Consider the following 21,647-nt stretch of genomic DNA (forward strand, 5'->3'; position numbering starts at 1 on the left):
CAATCGATTGTCCCATGCCCTGTTGTGTAGGGGCACGGCATCAGCAACATGGAACGTTAAATCAATCGATTGTCCCATGCCCTGTTGTGTAGGGGCACGGCATCAGCAACATGGAACGTTAAATCAATCGATTGTCCCATGCCCTGTTGTGTAGGGGCACGGCATCAGCAACATGGAACGTTAAATCAACAGATTTTCCCATGCCCTGTTGTGTAGGGGCACGGCATCAGCAACATGGAACGTTAAATCAACAGATTTTCCCATGCCGTGCCCCTACACCCATTACCCATTACCCATTACCCCATTGACAAATCACCCGTTTTGGTTATCTAACCGATTTCAGCATTGAGTATGATGCATGTATAGACAATACCGCCCTAGCAGACGCTTAAACCCCTGCGGCATAGCCATAGACTTATCAGTATAAAAAACTTTACTAATTCCATTTTTTGGCGAATTATTCCCCCTATTCCCAAGGCGATCCCGGAGGCTATACATGAGTATTCAGTTTCATATTCAGCCTGATAGTGAAATTCCTGCCTCAACGCAGCTGTTTAATCAAATACGGTTTGCGATCGCATCCCGTCAATTTCCTCCGGGACACCGCCTCCCCAGCACTCGTCAGCTAGCAATGCAAACGGGACTGCACCGAAACACCATAAGTAAGGTATATCGTCAACTAGAAAAAATCGGGTTAGTCGAATCTCAAGCAGGTTCGGGTATTTACGTGCGCGCCCAAGGTAACGAAGGCGGCGGTAGACTCAAATCTCGCATTCTGGAACAATATCCCCAAGCCTACGAAATTGTACTGGAAAGCTTGGATAAACTGCTGGCAGAAGGTTGCTCGCTCAATCAAGCTAGGGAGTTATTTTTAAGCGAAATAGACTGGCGCTTGCGCTGTAGTGCGCGGGTAGTCGTCACGGCTCCTACCCAAGACATCGGCGTGGGAGAATTGATGGTGCAAGAACTAGAACAAGCGCTTCGCATACCCGTACAGTTGGTGGCGTTAGAGCAACTGAGTAGGTTTCTGGATCAAACCCAAGCCGGGACAGTGGTCACCAGTCGTTATTTTATCGGAGAAGCCGAAGCGATCGCATCTCCCAAGTCCGTGCGCGTCATCCCCGTAGACATCTACGACTACAGCATGGAGATTCAGCTAGTCAGAAGTATGCCCAAAGATAGTTGCGTTGGCTTAGTGAGTCTCAGTTCTGGTATCCTGCGGGCATCTGAAGTAATTATCCACAGTTTGCGGGGAGAAGACTTGCTCGTGATGACGGCGCAGTTACAGGATACCTACAAAATCAACGCGATGGTTCGCAGCGCCCACACCATTATCAGCGATCAAGCTAGTTTCTCCACGGTCAAAACGATTGTCGCCCAGGCGCGAGAAGATATTATCCGCCCTCCCAAACTGATCTGTTGCGAAAATTACATCGGTATCAAATCGATTAACCTACTCAAAAGGGAACTTGGGTTAGCTTAACCAGAAAATTTTAGATTGAAGATGTGCAGATTTCAGATTAAGATGGGCAACAGGCTCTAGTATTTTGCCGAACTGGTTTTGATCGGTTCGTAGTAGCATTTCAGCGCTGAAGCGCTACTAGGAACCCATAAAAATCAACTTGCTGGACTACTAGCTAAATCCAGAAAAAAAATCTCAAATCTCAAATCTAAAATCTTAAATTGTTATGAATGTTGAAATGCAACCCTCAATTGGTTTAAAAGAATCTATTGAGCAGCGTCGAGCTGCAAGAGCGTTTCGTCCAGATGTAATTCCGGAAGTAATTTTAGCAGAAATTCTGCGCTTGGGTATTCGCGCTCCCTCTGGGTATAACTTACAACCTTGGCGGTTTATTGTTCTGCGGCAGCAACAAAGTAAAGAAAAACTAAAAGCTTGTGCTTTCAATCAGCGTCAAGTTGGAGAAGCACCCGTGGTGTTGATTTGTTGTGGCGATCGCAGAGTTTCTACTCCAGAATACATCGAATCTGTCATCGAGTTGGGTAAAGATGCCAGTGCGATGAATGAAGCTTATGCAGATGTGATGCGTCAGCAGATACCAGGGTTATTTGAAAACAAACCCTGTTTTGATTCTATTGAAGCTTGGACAAATCGCCATACGATGTTAGCCGTAGCACATATTATGATTGTGGCGAAAAGTTTTGGTGTCGATAGTTGTCCGATGGAAGGATTTGTTAGCGCCCAGGTGAAAGAAGCTTTTAATATTCCAGAAGAAGTGGATGTTTGCTGTCTGCTTTGTTTGGGTTATGCAGCACAACCTTTCAAACAGTATGGCGGGCGTTTTGATGTCAAGCAAGTTTGTTACGGCGAGAGTTACGGAGAATTGTTTGAATTGTAGGGGAATGGCGCATGGGTGATGGAAAATTACTCCTTTCCCACCCGAAGAATTACTACTAACGCAAGTTGCTAGTTATAAACTTCGCCGTTGCTAATAGCTAATTGCTAATTGCTAATTGCTAATCTTGGATTTTTACCAATCTAGCCATTAACCATTAGCCATTAGCTGCTATGTATGAGATAACTAGCAACTTGAGTTACTATTTAACCGCGTTAGCGAATTAGACGCGAAAGAAGAAGAAGGAAGAAGTAGATAATCTTCTAGCACCGAAGGGAGTAAGTCCGCACCCAATTGCGATCGCTAGGTATTTTCGTTTTCCGGTTTCTTAGGAAACGAACATTCTACAGTAATCTTTAGATTGCTTTCTGCGGTGCCTTTTGTTACGTAGGGAATCCCCGTTTCGCCGCCAATTTTGATACCGAATTCTAGGGGAACTTTATCTACATTGGCATTAGCAATTTCTTTAAACGCATTCAGCGTGTAATTCGTGTAAGCCGTAATCGTTCCTTTAATTGCCTCAAATGATTTAATCGTTTGAGCATTTCCGCCTTTTCTAACCCTTCCTCGTTCCTCACTTGTATCGATAGGAACAGCGTTCACATCTTCCGTCGCTTCAACATATATAACCGTTCCGTCTTCTAACTCGATGGGAGTGAGTTGTGTCATAAAATTTTGTTTATTTATCTGGCGGTATCTATTATTTCACGGTTAGGCTATTAAGCAAACCGATCTGGATAACTTTTTTATACTTTGCTATGGTTCAAAATGCTGGAATTCCCTATCGGCAAGAGTTTCATCAATCCAAAATCTAAAATCTAAAATCTAAAATCATATGAGTCGGGATGCTTTGGTTGTTGGCATTAATACTTATGGGAACTTACCAAGGTTGGAAGCACCAGCAGAGGATGCGGAAGCGATCGCGCAACTACTAACCTCTTCTGGGGAGTTCCGGGTGAAACGGATACCAGAAGCTGTAACCGATAATACCATCCACGTCGGTCGCAAAACTAAGGTAACTCTCAAGGAATTGGAAGAGGCACTGGTACAATTGTTTCTCCCAGAAGGCAGGATGAGTCCAGATACAGCACTATTTTATTTTTCTGGACATGGACTGCGGAAAAATCGGGGAATTCAGGAAGGATTTTTGGCTACCAGCGATGTCAATCCTGACTTGAGTAATTGGGGACTCTCGTTGCAATGGTTACGTCGGTTACTGGAAGAAAGTCCGATTCCACAGCAAATAATTTGGCTAGATTGCTGTTACAGCGGCGAATTGCTGAACTTTGACGAAGCAAATCCGGGAGAAAAGGGAAAAGGACGAGATCGTTGTTTTATAGCAGCTTCCAGGGAATTCGAGGTGTCTTATCAAGACATCAGCGAACCTTACAGCGTCCTCACGAAAGCACTATTGCAAGGACTTGACCCCAAGCGCTGTCCAGATCGTTGGGTGACCAACTATACTTTGATTGATTTCCTGAATCAGCAGTTGAAAAGTGAAACCCAACGTCCGATTTTCACCAACTTTGGGCAAGAAATTAACCTGACTCGCCAGTGGGAAAAAGCAGCGCCAGTCGTAACAGTATCTCCCAATGCCATTTGTCCTTACAAGGGGTTGGCTTATTTTGACTGCAATGAAGAAGACCCGAAATATTTCTATGGACGGAGAGCGCTAACCGACCAGTTATTAGAAAAGGTGCGCCAGGGGAATTTTCTTGCAGTATTGGGAGCATCCGGGAGTGGCAAATCTTCGGTTGTCAGAGCGGGATTACTCCATCAACTCAAGCTGGGACGCAAGTTGTCAGGCAGCGGTCAATGGAAAATTTTGCCGGTCTTTAGACCCGGTGAGCATCCGCTCCAGAGTTTAGCAGAAGCATTTCCGGAACCAGGGTTATCAGTCGTTGACCGCGCCACCCAGCTGGCTAAGGCTGAGGAATTGATTGGGGTAGGCGCTGTGGGTTTAGGGCATCTGATTGCAGCGGCTGAAGCTAGTCGAGTCGTGCTGGTAGTCGATCAGTTTGAGGAAGCGTTTACCCTGTGTCGGGACAGCACGGAACGACAGCAGTTTTTTGAGTGCCTGCTGGGGGCGTTGGAGCGGACTGGCGATAAACTCTGCTTGGTGCTGGCGATGCGGGCGGATTTCTTTGGCAAGTGTGCTGAGCAGGAGTATGGGGGACTCGCCAGCAAAATTCAGGAGCATCTGGTGACAGTGACGCCGATGAGCCGGGAGGAGTTAGCGCAAGCCATTATCGAACCAGCGAAAAATGTGGGCTTGGCAGTAGAGCCTGAACTGGTTGACCAGATGATTGCGGATGTGGAAGACTCACCGGGAAGCTTGCCGTTGTTGCAATATACATTGACGGAACTTTGGCAACAGAGAACTGAGGAGCGGTTAACGGTTTCAGCCTATACCCATTTGGGTGGAGTGAAGGGTACGCTGCAAAAACGAGCCGATGAAGTTTATCAATCCCTTTCGCTAGAAGAGCAGCAGACAGCCAAGCGGATTTTCTTGGAACTGACACAGCTAGGCGAGGGAACGGAGGATACGCGCAGGCGGGTTTTGCAGCGGGATTTAGTGACCGAACAGCAATCGGAAGCGCTCGTAGACAGAACGATCCAGAAGTTGGCAGATGCCAAGTTAGTGGTTACCAGTAGCTTGATCGAAAAGGGGTCCCAATCGGGTCGAGTCGCAGTAGTGGATGTTGCCCATGAAGCCCTGATCCGTCATTGGTCGCGACTGCGGCAGTGGGTGAATGAAAATCGGGATGCCCTGAGAAAAAAGCGAAATATTGAACAAGATGCTCAAGAGTGGCTAGACAAAGGAAAATCTGGGGATTACCTACTGCGAGGAGCGAAATTAGCTGAGGCAGAGAATTTTCTCCAAGATTACTCTGATACCGTACCGCTATCGAGCCTTGCCAAAGAATTTGTCCAAGTTAGTCAAGCAGATCGCCGAAAAGTTCAGACATTCATAGGAAGTACGATCGCCTTTGTTCTAGCAGTCATTTTTTATATCGTAGGATTTGCCTTTTGGCAACAGCAGCAATCGAAAAAAACTATTGAAGCTGTCTTCCTCAGTACAGATCCAACAAAGATTGAGAGTGCCTTACCCGATTTCCTTAAAGAAGCGTGTAGTCTTAAAAATAAGGCGTATAAGTCCAAAAATGAAACAGATGTAGTTCAAGCACTCGCTTATTACCGAAAGCTCCGGGAAGTGACTGGCAAGCTGCGAACAAATCATCCGGAACGATATAAAAATCATGTGAAGGATAAAATAAACATTCCTGGTATCTGGGAAAAAGCTGAAAACTCTTTAGCGGAAATCATTGAAGAACACCGAATTCCGAAGCTCAAGGAATACCTGTTTAACAAGCATGAGCCTAAATTGGGAAAACTTGTACCCGATTCTAAACCAGAAACTTTTGAAAAGCAGTATACAGAAGGTGCGCTACAGACAACCTACTTAATTTTAAGGCGGGACTTTGGAGCAGGAGCGGATCTGAATGATGATAGGAAAATTGGCGACGAAATAGAAGCGGATATGATGCCTTGTGAAACCCTCAAAAGGATTGAAATGTTATGGCGTGAGGCTACCGCTGATCGCTGTGGCTGGTATGAGCAAAACTCTTACTATAAGGCTCCTAATTGCGACCAACTGGGTCAGGAAACTCTTACACTTTTGATATTTGATTCCCCGGCTCATTTTCCAGTCGAACGGCTTAAATTCTGCAAGATTCCTAACTGATTGAAAAGGATAAATATATGAAGAGGCAAAAAACTTTCAAGTTCACAGATCGCGCCATCTGGCTAATCCCTGCTGTAGCAGCCGTGCTGGTTCCTGTCTGTGTTTTAGTAACTGGCGTTAAAAGTTCCGCAGCCGATATTTTCGCGATTATCGACCAGATGCGTGGGACACCGAGGGTGATAAGGGACGGGATTGGTCGTTCCGAAGAAGCTAAAAAAGGAAAAACGATACTGAGGAGTTATGACGACATTCTGGTGGTTCCACCGGACGACAATAGCTGGGCTGACCTAGATTTCAGATATTCTAATAATCAGAAGACTGGATTTTATTTTACAGCTGGTCCTCACGCACAATGGGAGTCTCAATACAAATTTCCCTGTAGAGGTAATGCTGGTGAATTGCAAATTCAGTGGACATATGGAAACAACACTCAGCCATGTCAAAACGTGACAGTAAGAGCAACCAGCGATAGTTCCCCCGCTCAATCTCCACACCTACAAAATACATACACTGTTCAAGCTGCTAAAAATATTTTGAAGGCTAAAAACTCTAGTGAAATGACTGTTGAACCAGCTAGCGCTCAAGACACTAAAGTCAAAATCACTGATATTGGCAATGGCGAATTAAAAGTCACAGCCTCGACTGGAAATGTATTGGTTAATGGGATACCTTTACAACAAGGGGCAACAGGTATCTTTCCTCGTGACTTTGTTCCACCGCCTCGTGATTCTTCGCCAAGATAACTTTGACTGATTAAGACAGACTGCCAGACGCGGTGAAACGGGGACGCGCAGGATTATATTACCCTGCAAAGTTGCCTTGGGGGACTACTAACGCAAGTTGCTAGTTATGCAATATTGGTATTAGATCCCCCCAGCCCCCCTTAATAAGAGGGGAGAATCTCCCTTAAGCCCTCTTAAGCCCCCCAAGGCATTGGGGGTTTGGGGGGATCGGTTTTATAACTAGCAACTTGGGTTACTAGTTGAAAAAGAGCAATCTAGCCTGAATTTGGAAAATGCGATCGCCCTGATTTTATGCGGCACAAACTTAGTGCGATCGCCATACATTCGGTTGGTTTTATCGAAGGCGATCGCTCCTACAATAACCCCAATTGCTTTCGGACTTCTTCGCTGGAAAATCCTCCTTTACTTTTTTGTTGTCGCGATTGATTGATGATTTCTTGAAACCGAGGATTTTGGATCAAAGACACAGATTCCACATCTGCGATCGCCACTAACACAGCGATTGGCTTGCCTTCAAATCCTGCGATCGCTGGCTCTCTCCCCAAACTCTTTACATAATCTGCTAAAGATGCTTCAGCATCTGACTGCTGCCTAGCTAGGGATTTTTTAATTAAGCTCAGCGATTTAGCCTCTGTTTCTAATGGTAAAGTTTCTAGGTCAACAATTGGTGCTAGCAGTGCAACAGGAATTCCTTTTATACTGACAATCAGTGGCTCTCGACCCAAACTTTGAATATAGGTTCGCAGAGAGGCAGTTGCCTCTGTAATTTCAACTGACCTCATAGGTCAATTTCCTCCTTACCAATCCGAACATCTTAACCAATCTAGTTTTAGTTTGAGAGATGCGATTTGCTGGCAAAACAAATGCGATCGTTATTAATTATCAACTTACTTAAATCCTAATAAAATGTGTTATAATTAAGATAAATAGCCTTGATTAAAATCTATGAAAGCCGTTGAAGTCACAGGAACTATGGATGAAAAAGGGCAATTAACCCTCGACCATCCGATTGAAAAATTCCAGCCTAGTCGGGTGCGAATTATCGTGCTTATTCCTGAAGTAACAGAGTCAGCCGAAACCGCTCCTGATGATACTCCCATTGAAGAAGTAAAAGCAAGTCTCAGGAGAGCATTACAGCAAGCTAAATCTGGACAACGAATACCCCTGTCTGAAATGTGGGATGGAATAGATGTCGAATGAAACACCAGGCGTCCAAATCGATTTAACACCTGAGTATAAACGGAATTTACGTGAATTATCAAAAAAGTATTGTAATATCCGCGTCGATACTATACCAATTATTGAACAAATCCAAGGGGGTAAATTTATTGGCGAATGGCTGACGCCACGCTGACGCGATCGCATCCCTGGAATGGGTGAAGATTACTTTAAGGTGAGAGTCAAAAATAGCAACATCCAAAAAGGGAAAAGCGCCGGATATCGACTCATCTATCAAGTTGAGTCAGCGAATAGCGTACTTCTACTAACCATTTACTCTAAATCAGACCGAGAAGATATCACTCCTAATGAGATTATCAGTATCTTAGATGAGTTTGAACGGGATGAATAAATTACGTTTTACTCTGGGATTTTAATTCAGGCGATCGCTTGCTAATATTGATTTACAAACGGGACTTACCTATGACTACAGCAACTAAACCTAAGCTAACTCTAGACGAATTCCTCCAACTCCCAGAAACGAAACCTGCCTCAGAATTTATCAACGGAGAGATCGTTCAAAAACCTATGCCTCAAGGTGAACACAGCAGATTACAGGGTAAATTTTGCACGATTATTAACCAAATAACCGAAACGCGAAAAATTGCTTATGCCTTCCCAGAGTTGCGCTGTACATTTGGCGGTGAATCAATCGTTCCAGATATAGCAGTATTCCGATGGGAAAGAATTCCCCTTCTGCCATCTGGTAGAATTTCTAATCGGTTTGAAATTCATCCGGACTGGGCTATTGAAATTCTCTCCCCAGACCAAAGCCAAACCAAAGTGCTTGGTAAATTACTCCATTGTTCGCGAAATGGCACTGAGTTGGGTTGGTTGATGTATCCAGAAGAAGAAAGTATTTTGGCAGTATTTCCAGGTCAAAAAGTAGAGTTGTACAAAGGTGCAACTTTGTTGCCAATCCTGAATGGCATCGAGTTAGAATTGACGGTAGAAACAGTTTTTGGCTGGTTGAGTTTTAGTTAAATAAAGCGAAGCGATTGCTTGTTATAGCGAGCGAGTAAACAAGCGAACGCGCAAGTTTTTAATCAATAAAAACCTTCTTAATTAAAATCCGCATCACCTCACCAGGCTTTTTAGTTGATATCGGCGGACTCCACTCATTCACCTCTGCAAAACGTTTGACATGCAGTGAGTGAATTATTTTCACCACCCCTTTCGGCGAACCAACAACAATCATCCTGACAAATTCTCGCCCCGAATCCGGATCTGTACAAACTCGCATCTCAACAGATGCCGATACAGATTCACTGGTATCGACCAGAGTGTTTGTAGTCATTTTGGTTTTCCTAATTTGACTCAAAAGTAATATTCACTTTATCCGAATATCAGAATTTAGAAAATACCCACAAATCTGTGTATATGCAGATCTGCGAAGATTGACAGGATAATTAATTGCTGACAAAATTGGAGACATGGGAGCAGCAGGAAAAGCCCTTAAACAAGTATTAGAAACCCACGCCATAAGCCAGAACAAACTGGCGAATGTACTGGGAGTTAAACCTTTTGTTGTTTACCGCTGGTATTATGAAAAGATAGACCCTAGAGCAGAAACAGCAAAAGAGATTGCCAAAGCACTTGGAACCATAGAACCAGCTGCGGCCAAAGAATTTGCCAAGCTGTATATGGGAGAATTCCTAGAAGACTAAGACCAGACCTAGAACACTCTGACACCATCACAGACATGGGAAAAGTAGGAAAAGCCCTCAGACAGGTGTTAGAGACTTACGGCATCACTCAAAAAAAGTTAGCAGTAACGCTGGGAGTCAAACCTTCCGTTGTTTTCCGCTGGTATCACGAACAAACAGACCCCAGCGGCGAAACCATTGCAGATATTGCCAATGCACTCCAACAAATCGATCCCGCTGCTGCCAAAGAATTTGTCAGGTTGTACTTGGGGAAATTCCTAGAAGACCAAGACCAAACCTAGATTCTCTCGTTCCAGCTTCCAGCCTGGGAACGATAATAGACTTCTTGCAAAGGTCGAAAGAGTTATAACCCCTTTTAACCGGCTTTGTAGGGGCACGGCGTAGAATAATTTTAATTTTATACCAAAGGTTGTCTAATGCCGGGCCCCGAAAGCCCCCAAAATCCCAGAAACCTGGTTTCTTCAAGAAACCGGGTTTCTCAAACCCAATCTCTTGTGGGGTAGGCGTCCCGCCTGCCCTATTTCACAGCAATTTGACAATTAACTCCGTTCCCCGTAGCAGATTATCTACTTCTTCCTTCTTCTTCCTTCGTGTCCTTTGCGTCTTCGCGGTTCAATAATAATTCTTGCCTCGCGGGACGACCCAAACACGAGGCAGGAGTCTCCAAAGCAGCCATTCCCTGGCTCTAGCCAGGGAATGAGAATAGACTTCTTGCAAAGGTCGAAAGAGTTGCAACCCCTTTTAACCGGCTTTGTAGGGGCACGGCGTAGAATAATTTTTAGCTTATACCAAAGGTTGTCTAATGCCGTGCCCCGAAAGCCCCCAAAATCCCAGAAACCTGGTTTCTTCAAGAAACCGGGTTTCTCAAACCCAATCTCTTGTGGGGTAGGCGTCCCGCCTGCCCTATTTCACGACAAAGTGACAATTCACACCCAAAAACTCCTGCACGCGCTTTAAATAAGTCTCTGCATCTTCTAACATGGGAAAATGAGCCGTATTGCGAATCAGGGCATACTCTACCCGCTCGTTCAATTCCGCCGCCTGACGCCCCATAACAGCAGGAATAATCTGATCGTATTCCCCAGACACTATCAGGGTGGGAACGGTTATCTGAGCAAACTCTTGGGGCATTACTTCCGCCGCCTGCTTGCTTACAGAAGTAAAAATCGTACCCAAAGCCGCATCGTAATCTGCTAGTAAAAAATCTTCTAAAAAAGCCTTACTGATAACGCTGGGTAACGGGCGATGTAAAAATCGTGCCATGAAAAACTTATCTGCAAAGGGAATTTTCTGCAACCAGCGGGGGCGGAATTTTACCACATAACCGCCAAATTTATGAAACGCTGCAAATGCTTTTTCGTCGTATTCAAAAATGCCGCTGCACGTTAAAATTGCCCGTTCGACTTTTTCTGGATATCGGTTAATAAAAAAAGTTGCCACCGATGCGCCCATTGAATGGGCATTGATGTAAACTCGGTTTAAATTTAACTTATCTAAAAGCGCGGCTAAATCGTCAGCAAAGCTTTCTAGTTCGTAAGTTAATTCAGCCGCTGTTTTGGGCGTATCTTTTACTAATTGGGATTCTGCTTGAGTAACGCTTTCTGTGTCTGAGATCGTGCGCGTTTCCCCGTTTCCCTGCGTACTCCGCCCAAAACCGCGCATATCGTACAGCAGACAATCAAACCAATTTACCAGTGCTTTCGCCGTACTTTCCCAGTAACGCGCCGACCCACCCCATCCGTGGACAAATACCATTACTGGTTTCGCTTCAGTCTGATTTTCTGAGCGAATCCACTCGTAATAATGATCGACACCGCGAACAGAAATATAGGGCATTGTCTGCTAATGGCTAATCGGTAATCGCTAATGGGTAATCGATAAACCTAACCAATGACCAATTACCCATTACCAATTACCAGTTTACGCAGATTCTGGTTTAGGCAGGGAGGAAGGATGTACCAATAGTTCTGCAGTTGAACGCTTCTCGACCATTTCTTTGGTAATGGTACAGCGCGTCACGTCTTTACGAGAGGGCAACTCGTACATCACCTCGAGCATTAACTCTTCGACAATGCCCCGCAGCGCCCTGGCGCCGGTTTTGCGGCGGTAGGCTTCTTGCGCGATCGCTCGCACTGCATCTGGTTTAAACTCTAGGTTGACGTTATCCATCTTCAGCAGTTTTTGATACTGCTTCACCAGCGCATTTCGAGGTTGGGTCAATATCTCGGTCAAGCTTTCCTCATCCAGCGGATCTACCACAGCCATTACCGGAATCCGGCCTATAAACTCTGGAATCATGCCAAATTTTACCAGGTCGTCCGGTTCTACCTGTTTCAGTACGTCTGCCGTCCGCTTTTCTTTTGACTGCCCTTCACCTGGCTGAATAAAGCCTATTGACTTTTTGCCCGCTCTCTGCTCTATTACCTTTTCCAGACCTACAAACGCCCCTCCGCAAATAAACAGTATGTTACTCGTGTCAATTTGGATACAGTCTTGATACGGATGCTTGCGTCCGCCTTGGGGGGGTACGTTCGCCACCGTCCCCTCTAACATTTTCAACAGCGCTTGCTGCACGCCCTCGCCTGAGACGTCGCGCGTAATCGATGGATTTTCGCTCTTGCGGGCGATTTTATCGATTTCGTCGATATAGATGATGCCTCGCTGAGCTTCTTCTACGTCAAAGTCGGAGACTTGGAGCAGTCGCAGCAAGATATTTTCCACATCTTCTCCGACGTATCCGGCTTCGGTTAGGGTGGTAGCATCGGCTACCGCGAACGGCACATCCAGCAGCTTCGCCAAGGTTTGAGCCAAAAGCGTTTTGCCGCATCCGGTTGGCCCCATGAGCAGGATATTCGACTTTTGTAGCTCTACCACTTCATCTGGGCCGACTTTGCCGCTGTTTTTGGCTTGGACGAAACTCAGGCGCTTATAGTGGTTGTAAACTGCGACTGAGAGTACTTTTTTCGCTTCCTCCTGACCGATTACGTGTTCGTCTAAATATTTTTTTATTTCTCTGGGTTTGGGTATTTGATGCAGCGAGATGTTAGCCGACCGAGTGCGACGCTTTTGGGGTTGTTCTGGTCTAGGATTTGGTTGAGGAGCTTGAGGACTGGTATCCAGCAGCTCCTCGTCTAAAATTTCGTTACACAGGTCAACGCATTCATCGCAAATGTAGACTCCCGGACCGGCAATTAATTTGCGAACCTGTTCTTGGGATTTGCCGCAAAAGGAACATTTTAGATGGGAGTCGTATTTGGACATAATTGCCTCTTATCCTACTGGGGTAACAGCCTTGCCTGAGTTGGGAAAGTTTTGCCTGGAAATAACCTGATCGATCAGACCGTAGTTTTTGGCTTCTTCAGCTGACATGAAGAAATCGCGCTCGGTATCTGCTTCTATTCTCTCTAGGGGCTGACCCGTGTGAGAAGCCAGCAACTCGTTCAGCTTACGTTTATGATAGAGAATTTCTTTGGCTTGAATCTCGATGTCAACTGCCTGACCTTGCGCGCCCCCTAAGGGTTGGTGGATCATAATCCGAGAACTCGGTAGCGACATGCGCTTTCCTTTTGCTCCTCCTGACAGGAGAAACGCTCCCATACTCGCAGCTAAACCATAACAGATGGTAACAACATCCGGGCGGATTTGTTGCATGGTGTCATAAATCGCCATACCCGCCGTTACCGATCCGCCTGGGGAGTTGATATACAGTTGGATGTCTTTTTCTGGGTCTTCAGCGTCCAAAAACAGCATTTGAGCTACCAGTGAGTCGGATACTTCATCGTCTACTGGCGTGCCCATAAATACAATGCGCTCCCGCAACAGGCGCGAGTAGATGTCAAATGCCCTTTCACCCATCCCCGATTGTTCTACCACCATTGGGATAACGTTGCTGGGGATGCTTGAGTAAACCTCTAGGGTTTTTTGACTAATCGGAGAGTAATTGGCAGATTTGGATACAAGCATATTACCTATTTGGGTGGATGCCCGATGGCACTTCGACCAAAACCCGAAACTTTTTGTAGAACACGACACAACTATCTCTTTTATAGCCAAATTCCGGTGTTTTTGGCTATTGCGATCCCTGCTCTCTCCAGAAAAGCTGGTTGTTGTTTTGTTCGTCTTTACCCACAACCCCAGGCAATTTACCTGGGGATTTGACTAACATAGAAACCCTATTCGCTTACTGCGGCTTCGGTTTCGGGTTCTGGTGTTGGTGCTGCTTCAGCAGGTGGGTTTTCGGCTGGCTCTTCTGGGGTAGTTTCTGACTCGCTGGCACTCAAAGAGCCTTCTGGCACGAGTTCGAGGGTAGAATGTTCTTCCAGCCACTTGATGATTTTTTCTTTCAGCAGGTCTTCTTCCACATAGGCGCGTAGCCTTTCTGGGTCGATGTCGCGCTCCTGATACTGCTCGATTAGCTCTTTCACCTTGGTTTCTACCGCAGCAGGTTCGACTGAGATCGATTCGCGTTTGGCGACTTCTCCCAATGCCATAGTGCGCTTAATCCGCTCGATGGCTTCCGGACGACTGCGTTCCCTCAACTGCGGTATCGTTTCCTGGGTAAACAGCTTCTTGATATCAAATCCCTGATTGCTCATCTGCATTGCCGTTTGGGTCAGCATGGCGTCAATTTCTTGCTCTAGCAGCGTTGCAGGCAGGTCTACTTCTACATGTTTAACCAGTTCATCGAGTATGGCTTGCTCTTTGTTCGTTGCCGTTCTTTTTTCCGCTTGCTCCTTAAATCTTGTTTCCAGGTTGGCGCGCAATTCCTCTAAGGTTTGCATATCGCTGATTTCTTGAGCAAAGTCGTCGTTAAGTTCGGGTAACTCTTTTTCTTTGATTTCCTTGAGCGTGATGGTGAAAATCGCTGGCTTTCCTTCTAAGCTTTTTTCTGCATAGGTTTCCGGGAACGTCACCGCAATTTCTTTGGTTTCCCCTGGCGTCATCCCCACAATGCCATCGACAAATCCTCCTATAAAGCGTCCTTCTGCTAACTCTACTTGAAAGTCAGTCGCCGAGCCGCCTGGTATTTCTGGCGGCGAGGATGATTCTTCTTCCCCTTCGGTTACCAGTCGTCCGGTAAAATCAACCACAGCGATATCCCCCATCTGCGCGGGGCGTCCTTCTACTGGCACTAACGTCGCTTGTTCTTTCCGCCTGTCTTCCAGGAATTTATCCACCGATGCCTGGTCGTATTTTCCTTCTTCTACTTTTAAAGTCCAGCCGGTGTAATCGGACAGGTGCGCTTCTGGCTGTACGTCAACGGCGGCGGAGAAGGTGAGCGGTTTTCCTGGTTCGTACTGACCGATCAATTCTTCAAAATTCGAGCGCAGCTGGTAGTTGCCAATGGCGGCGATCGCTTCTTGTTTGAGGGCTTGTTTTACCCCATCTTGAATCAACTCTTCCAAAGCAGTGGCTTTGAGGCGGATTGATCCGAAGCGCTGGAGCAGGACTTGGCGAGGAACTTTCCCCTTGCGGAACCCAGGAATGTTTGCGTTGCGGGTCAGGTCTTGAAATACCTGATCGTATGCCTTTTTGGACATTTCTGGCGTAATTTCTATTTCCAGGCCAATCTGGCTCTTGGGAAGCTTTTCCTGGGTTACTTTCATACTCGATCTCTATTTTCCTCGCGGTTCTTGATACTATGCTTGCTTGACCAGGCATCATCCAACTGTGGCGTTACTCGCTTGGGCGAATCCAGCAACAAATGTCTGACCCCGTGATATGCTGGTGCAAGCTACCCGTGCAGGTAAGGTGTCTGGCAACAACGGATCGGCGGATAGTCGCCAGCCCTCAGCACGCAGAAACGGGAACGCATACATGTCCCTTTCGTTTCCGCCTTCTGATAATAGTACATTTAGTCAGCACCCCGCTTTCAAGAGACGGGGCATCATGCCTCAAATCTTTAGGTAAGTGAAGGTGCTAACCAGCCATAGTCCCGGCAACGGGGAAACGAAGTTATCGGCAAGGGTTAAAGACCTACCAGGGAATGGGTAGCTAGTTCGCAAGCTCATAGAACTCTTGGGTTAAACAGTTTTACTCGGGGTAAGACGGTGCTTGTGAGATACTACCGAACGATAACAATGGCCTTGCTAACTTTACTACCTTTAGGTAAGTTTGCTGCACTCCCGTTATTTTTTAGGTGGACAGGCCGCGTGTTTTAATTTGGAGTTGGGATTTGAGTCAAATTTTAGTTTTAAGTACTTTACTTGTATTCAATTTATCTGAAATATGCGTAATGCATTGGATCCAACAGATTAAACGCAAGTTTATATTATTAAAAAAATAAACAAACATCGTTAACACTTCTGACCCTAAAATTGGGTTCGCTGTTGTTAAGTGCAACTTTTATTTAAGTGGAGGAAATAAGTTTGTCAGAATCTTATAAAGTGGCGATTTTAGGAGCGACGGGAGCCGTCGGCACCGAGTTACTGGAATTATTAGAAAGTCGCGACTTTCCGGTGTCGGAGTTAAAGCTGTTGGCTTCACCGCGTTCGGCGGGACGGACAATGCCGTTTAAGGGCGAAAACCTACCAGTAGAAGTGCTGGATGAAAATTCTTTTCAGGGTGTAGATATCGTCCTGGCTTCGGCGGGAGGGTCAACGTCTAAAGCTTGGGCATCAAAAGCCGTGGCAGCGGGTGCGGTAGTAATTGATAATTCCAGTGCATTTCGCATGGATGCTTCTGTTCCCCTAGTGATTCCAGAGGTAAATCCCGAAGCTGCGTCTACCCATCGGGGGATTATTGCCAATCCCAACTGCACGACAATTTTAATGGCAGTGGCAGTATGGCCCCTGCATCAAGTACAGCCGGTGCAACGCCTGGTAGCGGCGACGTACCAATCTGCCAGCGGTGCGGGTGCTAGAGCAATGGAGGAAGTGAAACAGCAAGCGACGGCTATTTTGCAAGGCGAGACACCAAAAGCGGAAATATTTCCCTACCCGTTGGCGTTTAATTTGTTCCCCCATAACTCCAAGTTGACTGAGTTGGGGTATTGTGAGGAAGAGATGAAAATGGTCAACGAAACGCGCAAGATTTTTGGCGACTCCCAGATCCGAATTACGGCAACCTGCGTTCGGGTTCCCGTACTGCGCGCCCACTCGGAAGCGATTAATCTAGAATTTAAGCAACCTTTTCCCGTGGAACAAGCCAGGGAAATCCTCAGTCAAGCACCCGGTGTTAAGTTGGTGGAAGATTGGCAAGCTAATTATTTTCCCATGCCGTTTGAAGCCAGCGGTCGCGATGAAGTATTGGTGGGGCGCATTCGTCAGGATATCTCTCATACCTGTGGTTTGGAACTTTGGCTGAGTGGCGACCAAATTCGCAAAGGTGCGGCTTTAAATGCCGTACAAATTGCCGAGTTGCTAGTCTCTAAAAATCAGGTTCGACCAACAGCAGCCGTTACAAGTTAAATATTCGCTTAGTGTCAATCGTTGGCAGTCATTGGTGAGAGGGATAACCCATGACCAATTACCGATTACCAATGACCCAATTCAGGAGTGAGGAAAAAAGTGTGGTAAGTTTTGGACGAGCGATTACCGCGATGATTACGCCGTTTAAGGAAGACGGCAGCGTCAATTATGCAGTAGCCGAAAAGCTAGCAGCTTATTTGGCTGAAAACGGGTCAGATGGGATTGTGGTTTGCGGAACGACTGGGGAATCTCCATCTCTGACTTGGGATGAAGAATACGAGCTATTTCAGGTAGTTAAAAACGCAGTAAACGGAAAAGCTCTTGTTATCGCAGGAACGGGGTCTAATTCGACCACCGAAGCGATCGCAGCGACGCAAAAAGCCGCTAAAATAGGATTAGATGGGTCGCTGCAAGTAGTTCCCTACTACAACAAGCCGCCTCAAGAAGGATTGTACCGGCATTTTCAGGCGATCGCTCAAGCCAGCCCCGATTTGCCGATCATGCTCTACAACATACCGGGTCGCACCGGACAAAATATGCTCCCAGAAACGGTGGCTCGGTTAGCAGAAATTCCCAATATTGTTGCCATTAAAGAAGCGAGTGGTAACCTGGATCAGGCAAGTCAAATTCGCTGTCTAACACCCCCTGATTTTCAGATATATTCTGGGGATGATTCTCTGACGCTACCGCTGCTATCCATCGGCGGGACGGGCGTAGTTAGCGTAGCGAGTCATCTGGTAGGGCCGCAGCTGCAAACGATGATCCAAGCCTTTGAAGCTGGTAAAATTAAAGAAGCTACTCAAATTCACTTACAACTTTTCCCCCTGTTTAAAGCACTGTTTGCGACCACAAATCCCATTCCAGTTAAGGCGGCTTTGAAACTGCAAGGGTGGGATGTCGGCAGCACTCGTTCTCCCCTTTGCGACCCAACAGATGAAATTACACAAAATTTGAAAAATGTGTTAGAAAAACTTTCATTGCTATAATCTATTGCATATTGATGCTAGGTTTTTATAAGCCTAAATAATCCGAAAATTTTAGATTTAGGCAAGTTTTAATAGCAATTAGCGACTGGGAAGTGTCGGCGTCGCTAATTGTCAGATTATATTGGCTCAAATTAGTAAAATAGCTGTTACTAAAAAACCAAATTCTCTCGAAACCTCATACCTAACAAAGGATGGCAATGACTACAAACGAATCAAAACCCGCTCTCAAAATTATTCCTCTAGGAGGCTTGCACGAAATCGGCAAGAATACATGCGTGTTTGAAATTAACGATGAAATCGTTATTTTAGACGCAGGACTGGCTTTTCCCAGCGATGGGATGCACGGGGTTAATATTGTCTTGCCAGATACGACCTATCTGCGGGAAAATCAGCACAAAATTAAGGGCATGATCGTCACCCACGGTCACGAAGACCATATCGGCGGCATTCCCTATCACCTGAAACAATTTGATATTCCGGTTATCTATGGCCCGCGTCTGGCAATGGCCTTACTGCATGGGAAACTAGAAGAAGCCGGAGTTGCCAATCGCACGGAATTGAGAACGGTTCTCCCTCGCGATATCGTGCGAATCGGAAATTCATTTTTTGTGGAATTTATCCGCAATACCCACTCAATTGCCGATAGTTTTACCGTTGCGTTACATACCCCCGTTGGCGTGGTGATTCACACGGGTGACTTTAAAATCGACCACACTCCCGTGGATGGAGAATTCTTTGATTTGCAGAAACTGGCAGACCACGGGGAAAAAGGCGTTCTGTGTTTAATTAGCGATTCGACTAACTCGGAAGTTCCCGGTCAAACGCCTTCGGAAAGATCTGTTTATCCCAATTTGGATCGGATTTTCTCCCAAGCAACGGGACGCTTGATGGTGACGACTTTCGCTTCTTCAGTCCACCGGATTAACATGATTTTGGATTTGGCGAAGAAGCACAACCGCATTGTATCTGTCGTCGGTCGTTCGATGCTGAACGTGATTGCCCATTCGCGCAATTTGGGTTATATCAAGTGCGAAGATAGTCTGCTGCAACCTTGGAATGTGGCGCGCAACATGGCAGATGAAAAAGTTTTAATCTTGACAACGGGTTCTCAAGGGGAACCCCTGGCGGCTTTAACTCGCATTGCCAATCAAGAACATCCCCACATTAAAATCAAGCAGGGAGATACGGTAGTATTTTCGGCTAACCCAATTCCGGGGAATACGATCGCCGTGGTCAATACGATTGATAAACTGATGATCCAAGGCGCTAACGTGGTCTACGGTCGGGAAAAAGGGATTCACGTTTCCGGTCACGGGTGTCAGGAAGACCAAAAGCTGATGATAGCTCTGACTCGCCCCAAATTCTTCTTACCCGTCCACGGGGAACACCGGATGTTAGTAAAACACGCCCAAACGGCTCAAAGTATGGGCATTCCGGCGGAAAATATGGTGATTGTGGACAATGGCGACATAGTCGAGTTGTCGGAAGATAGCATCGCCATCGCGGGTAAGGTTCCTTCTGGGATTCAGTTGGTGGATAACGCGGGAGTTGTCCACGATAATGTTCTCAAGGAACGCCAGCAATTGGCAGAAGATGGCGTGGTCACCGTCGCAGCTGCTATAGATTGGGAAGGTCAGCTGGTTGCTAAACCCGAAGTGCATTTGCGCGGTGTGGTGACTTCGGTCGAGCGAAGTCTATTACAAAAGCTAGCCCAAACGACAATAGCAGATATTTTGCGCGATCGCTGGACTGAATTCGCCCGCAGCTTCGATACTGAAGAGTTAGACGTTGATTGGGTAGGCTTGCAAGAGCATATCGAACAGGCGCTACAGCGTTTAGTTCGTCGCGAACTTCAAAGTCGTCCCTTACTCGTCTTCTTGATGCAAACGCCGGAAGCACCCCCGGTTAAAGTTACCGGACGCCGCCGACGCGCCACCGCTAGAGTTGCATCTTAAAGAGGACAAGGGAGAGTGGGAGACGCGGGGACGCGGAGAGATCTTGTAATATTCCCCGCGTCCCCGCGTCTTTGCTTCCCCCTGTCTTCTTAGTCAAACCCGCTGCAACAGATGGGGGTGAGTTGATCGGGACAAGGGAGAGTGGGAGACGCGGGGACGCGGAGAGATCTTGTAATATTCCCCGCGTCCCCGCGTCTTTGCTTCCCCCTGTCTTCTTAGTCAAACCCCCTGTATAGTCGGTTATTTCACCCAATTCCCCTGGTTTTCTCTCCGCCGCTACATCTGCCAAAATGGCTCAATCCTTTCGAGGAACTTGCTAGAATTGCCACATGTCCCTATACTTAGGCTTGCACTCAACAAAATTCCGTAAAACCACGCAAGCTAAAATGCGGGATTTTGGTCACGATGACATTGTTGCCTCAAGGTAGAGGCGACGAATCAATCCTGAGTGGGAAGCCCGAACGCTTTTCCCGGTTCAAAAATAGGCCAAACGGCAGTACCCATCCGGTAAAGCCATCTGTGATGCTGTAGATAACCACCAGAGGAACGCACTCCACTGATGGGAACACTAGGAGACAAAAAATGACGAAGCTAACTTATTCTAGCATAGAAAATCCGAACTTGACAAGCTGGGTGTGGATTGCCCCAGCAAAGAATACCGCCAAGACGAATCAGCAGGGTTATAGTTCAAAGAAACGCTTCGATTTGCTGCAACCGCTGCGGCAAATGCTGGAGCGAGTGGAGGTGCGCGATCGGGAATTGGCTCACCGCTTATGCGAAATGATTCCATCTCAGTGTCCGTTCGAGCAGGACGTTAAACTGTTTGGTCGTACATTATTTCACATTCCGCCCATGTGTAAGCTAAACCCGCTCTACGAAGAAGTTGTGGCGCTGCGTTTCCGGGCGTTGTGCTATCTGGCAGATGAATGCGGCGAGGACGTGAGTTGCTACTGCTAGGAACTAGCGGAATAATTTTTCCAAGTCGAGTTGGCTTCCCACTCAAAGGCTATTTCGGCTGGATGTAGAAAACTAATTGATCAAGAGCGCGATCGCTGCTAAATTTTATCCTAAATCCGCTTGCCCTTTTATGCCTAACGACTCAAGTCGCGGCTAGACAAACAAAGACCGCCTGCGCGGTCTATCAGAATAAAATCAATCCGGATTTGGTGTTACTAATCGAATGCAGCGTCAAGAACAATTTTTCAGATGCTTTCTGAGGGATTTTAGTAGCTTTAAGGTTAGCGCTAACAAACTTGTGCTGCTAATATTTGGAAGAGAAAGCGATCGCAGACTGCTATTCAACGGCTGATTCTGGAGCAACTGAGTCAAAAGCTCAGTTTAAATGTAGCATGAATGCATTAGTTCGTTTCAATTACTAATGCAGAAAGCTTGTTGCATCGATGGTTTGAAACTTGTTAATTTAAGCTTGCTCGAACTGCGGCGTTGCCTGACGCACCCATGAACAGCTAGCTAGTTCGTCAAGCAAAAAACATGAGCGACAAAATAGAACGCAGGCTAATTCTTTTAATTGCTCGACTGGTTGAGTATCTGCAAAACAAGCTCATAACCT

Annotated in this window: 20 protein-coding genes and 1 pseudogene; 13 read left to right on the plus strand and 8 right to left on the minus strand. The window is 46.3% G+C overall.

The window, feature by feature from the left end:
- Nucleotides 1–496 precede the first annotated feature (496 nt).
- Together MiSe_RS34080 and MiSe_RS34085 are read left to right on the plus strand one after the other, a co-directional pair.
- Nucleotides 497–1,483: a GntR family transcriptional regulator gene (locus MiSe_RS34080; protein ID WP_226588499.1), complete on the plus strand. Its 987-nt coding sequence runs from the start codon at nt 497–499 to the stop codon at nt 1,481–1,483.
- Between the two features lie 205 nt (nt 1,484–1,688).
- Nucleotides 1,689–2,357, plus strand: a complete 669-nt coding sequence (locus MiSe_RS34085; RefSeq protein WP_226588501.1) for a nitroreductase family protein — start codon at nt 1,689–1,691, stop codon at nt 2,355–2,357.
- A gap of 300 nt (nt 2,358–2,657) precedes the next feature.
- Here the strand turns inward: MiSe_RS34085 and MiSe_RS34090 are convergent, their stop codons facing one another.
- Complete coding sequence (locus tag MiSe_RS34090) at nt 2,658–3,023, minus strand: CU044_2847 family protein (protein WP_226588504.1); 366 nt, start codon at nt 3,021–3,023, stop codon at nt 2,658–2,660.
- A gap of 166 nt (nt 3,024–3,189) precedes the next feature.
- Here MiSe_RS34090 and MiSe_RS34095 point away from each other — a divergent pair, with 166 nt between their 5' ends.
- Together MiSe_RS34095 and MiSe_RS34100 are read left to right on the plus strand one after the other, a co-directional pair.
- Nucleotides 3,190–6,099, plus strand: coding sequence for an nSTAND1 domain-containing NTPase (locus tag MiSe_RS34095; RefSeq protein ID WP_226588506.1), 2,910 nt, complete (start codon nt 3,190–3,192; stop codon nt 6,097–6,099).
- A gap of 17 nt (nt 6,100–6,116) precedes the next feature.
- Complete coding sequence (locus tag MiSe_RS34100) at nt 6,117–6,842, plus strand: hypothetical protein (RefSeq protein ID WP_226588508.1); 726 nt, start codon at nt 6,117–6,119, stop codon at nt 6,840–6,842.
- 353 nt (nt 6,843–7,195) lie between these two features.
- Here MiSe_RS34100 and MiSe_RS34105 read toward each other — a convergent pair whose 3' ends face one another.
- Nucleotides 7,196–7,624 (minus strand): hypothetical protein, encoded by a 429-nt coding sequence (locus tag MiSe_RS34105; RefSeq protein ID WP_226588510.1) that lies wholly within the window; start codon nt 7,622–7,624, stop codon nt 7,196–7,198.
- 163 nt (nt 7,625–7,787) lie between these two features.
- On the opposite strand from MiSe_RS34105, the gene MiSe_RS34110 reads away from it, so the two are divergent.
- From MiSe_RS34110 to MiSe_RS34120, 3 genes and pseudogenes are all read left to right on the plus strand, one after another.
- Complete coding sequence (locus MiSe_RS34110) at nt 7,788–8,042, plus strand: type II toxin-antitoxin system RelN family antitoxin (protein WP_226588512.1); 255 nt, start codon at nt 7,788–7,790, stop codon at nt 8,040–8,042.
- Nucleotides 8,032–8,412, plus strand: a pseudogene (locus MiSe_RS54135) (type II toxin-antitoxin system RelE/ParE family toxin). Before MiSe_RS34110 ends, MiSe_RS54135 begins: the two are co-directional and overlap by 11 nt.
- A 71-nt stretch (nt 8,413–8,483) precedes the next feature.
- A complete protein-coding gene (locus MiSe_RS34120; protein ID WP_226588514.1) occupies nt 8,484–9,044 on the plus strand; it encodes a Uma2 family endonuclease in 561 nt (186 codons plus the stop codon).
- A 58-nt stretch (nt 9,045–9,102) separates the two neighbouring features.
- Here MiSe_RS34120 and MiSe_RS34125 read toward each other — a convergent pair whose 3' ends face one another.
- Nucleotides 9,103–9,357 carry a hypothetical protein gene (locus MiSe_RS34125; protein WP_226588516.1) on the minus strand — a complete coding sequence of 85 codons (255 nt, stop codon included), beginning with the start codon at nt 9,355–9,357 and terminating at the stop codon, nt 9,103–9,105.
- Nucleotides 9,358–9,493: 136 nt separating this feature from the next.
- Between MiSe_RS34125 and MiSe_RS34130 the strand changes: the two genes are divergently transcribed.
- Nucleotides 9,494–9,727 carry a helix-turn-helix domain-containing protein gene (locus MiSe_RS34130; protein ID WP_226588518.1) on the plus strand — a complete coding sequence of 78 codons (234 nt, stop codon included), beginning with the start codon at nt 9,494–9,496 and terminating at the stop codon, nt 9,725–9,727.
- 35 nt (nt 9,728–9,762) lie between these two features.
- On the plus strand, nt 9,763–10,008 hold the full coding sequence (locus tag MiSe_RS34135) for a helix-turn-helix domain-containing protein (protein WP_226588520.1): 246 nt from the start codon (nt 9,763–9,765) through the stop codon (nt 10,006–10,008).
- Between the two features lie 622 nt (nt 10,009–10,630).
- Here the strand turns inward: MiSe_RS34135 and MiSe_RS34140 are convergent.
- The 4 genes from MiSe_RS34140 to tig all read right to left on the minus strand — a co-directional run bounded on the left by MiSe_RS34140 (nt 10,631) and on the right by tig (nt 15,333).
- Nucleotides 10,631–11,563, minus strand: a complete 933-nt coding sequence (locus MiSe_RS34140) for an alpha/beta fold hydrolase (RefSeq protein ID WP_226588522.1) — start codon at nt 11,561–11,563, stop codon at nt 10,631–10,633.
- Between the two features lie 84 nt (nt 11,564–11,647).
- A complete protein-coding gene (gene clpX / locus MiSe_RS34145; protein ID WP_226588523.1) occupies nt 11,648–12,988 on the minus strand; it encodes an ATP-dependent protease ATP-binding subunit ClpX in 1,341 nt (446 codons plus the stop codon).
- A gap of 9 nt (nt 12,989–12,997) precedes the next feature.
- Nucleotides 12,998–13,690: an ATP-dependent Clp endopeptidase proteolytic subunit ClpP gene (clpP, locus tag MiSe_RS34150; protein WP_226588544.1), complete on the minus strand. Its 693-nt coding sequence runs from the start codon at nt 13,688–13,690 to the stop codon at nt 12,998–13,000.
- 209 nt (nt 13,691–13,899) lie between these two features.
- Nucleotides 13,900–15,333 carry a trigger factor gene (tig, locus tag MiSe_RS34155; protein WP_226588525.1) on the minus strand — a complete coding sequence of 478 codons (1,434 nt, stop codon included), beginning with the start codon at nt 15,331–15,333 and terminating at the stop codon, nt 13,900–13,902.
- A 762-nt stretch (nt 15,334–16,095) separates the two neighbouring features.
- Between tig and MiSe_RS34160 the strand changes: the two genes are divergently transcribed.
- The 3 genes from MiSe_RS34160 (at nt 16,096) to MiSe_RS34170 (ending at nt 20,077) form a co-directional block, all read left to right on the plus strand.
- A complete protein-coding gene (locus MiSe_RS34160) occupies nt 16,096–17,136 on the plus strand; it encodes an aspartate-semialdehyde dehydrogenase (protein WP_226588527.1) in 1,041 nt (346 codons plus the stop codon).
- A gap of 101 nt (nt 17,137–17,237) precedes the next feature.
- On the plus strand, nt 17,238–18,122 hold the full coding sequence (dapA, locus tag MiSe_RS34165; protein WP_226588547.1) for a 4-hydroxy-tetrahydrodipicolinate synthase: 885 nt from the start codon (nt 17,238–17,240) through the stop codon (nt 18,120–18,122).
- Between the two features lie 197 nt (nt 18,123–18,319).
- Complete coding sequence (locus MiSe_RS34170; protein ID WP_226588528.1) at nt 18,320–20,077, plus strand: ribonuclease J; 1,758 nt, start codon at nt 18,320–18,322, stop codon at nt 20,075–20,077.
- Here the strand turns inward: MiSe_RS34170 and MiSe_RS34175 are convergent.
- Nucleotides 20,061–20,366 (minus strand): hypothetical protein, encoded by a 306-nt coding sequence (locus MiSe_RS34175; protein ID WP_226588530.1) that lies wholly within the window; start codon nt 20,364–20,366, stop codon nt 20,061–20,063. The genes MiSe_RS34170 and MiSe_RS34175 overlap by 17 nt on opposite strands.
- Before the next feature lie 293 nt (nt 20,367–20,659).
- On the opposite strand from MiSe_RS34175, the gene MiSe_RS34180 reads away from it, so the two are divergent.
- Nucleotides 20,660–21,034: a Mo-dependent nitrogenase C-terminal domain-containing protein gene (locus MiSe_RS34180; protein WP_226588532.1), complete on the plus strand. Its 375-nt coding sequence runs from the start codon at nt 20,660–20,662 to the stop codon at nt 21,032–21,034.
- Nucleotides 21,035–21,647: the final 613 nt, after the last annotated feature.

This window comes from Microseira wollei NIES-4236, assembly GCF_020521235.1.
GTDB lineage: Bacteria > Cyanobacteriota > Cyanobacteriia > Cyanobacteriales > Aerosakkonemataceae > Microseira > Microseira wollei.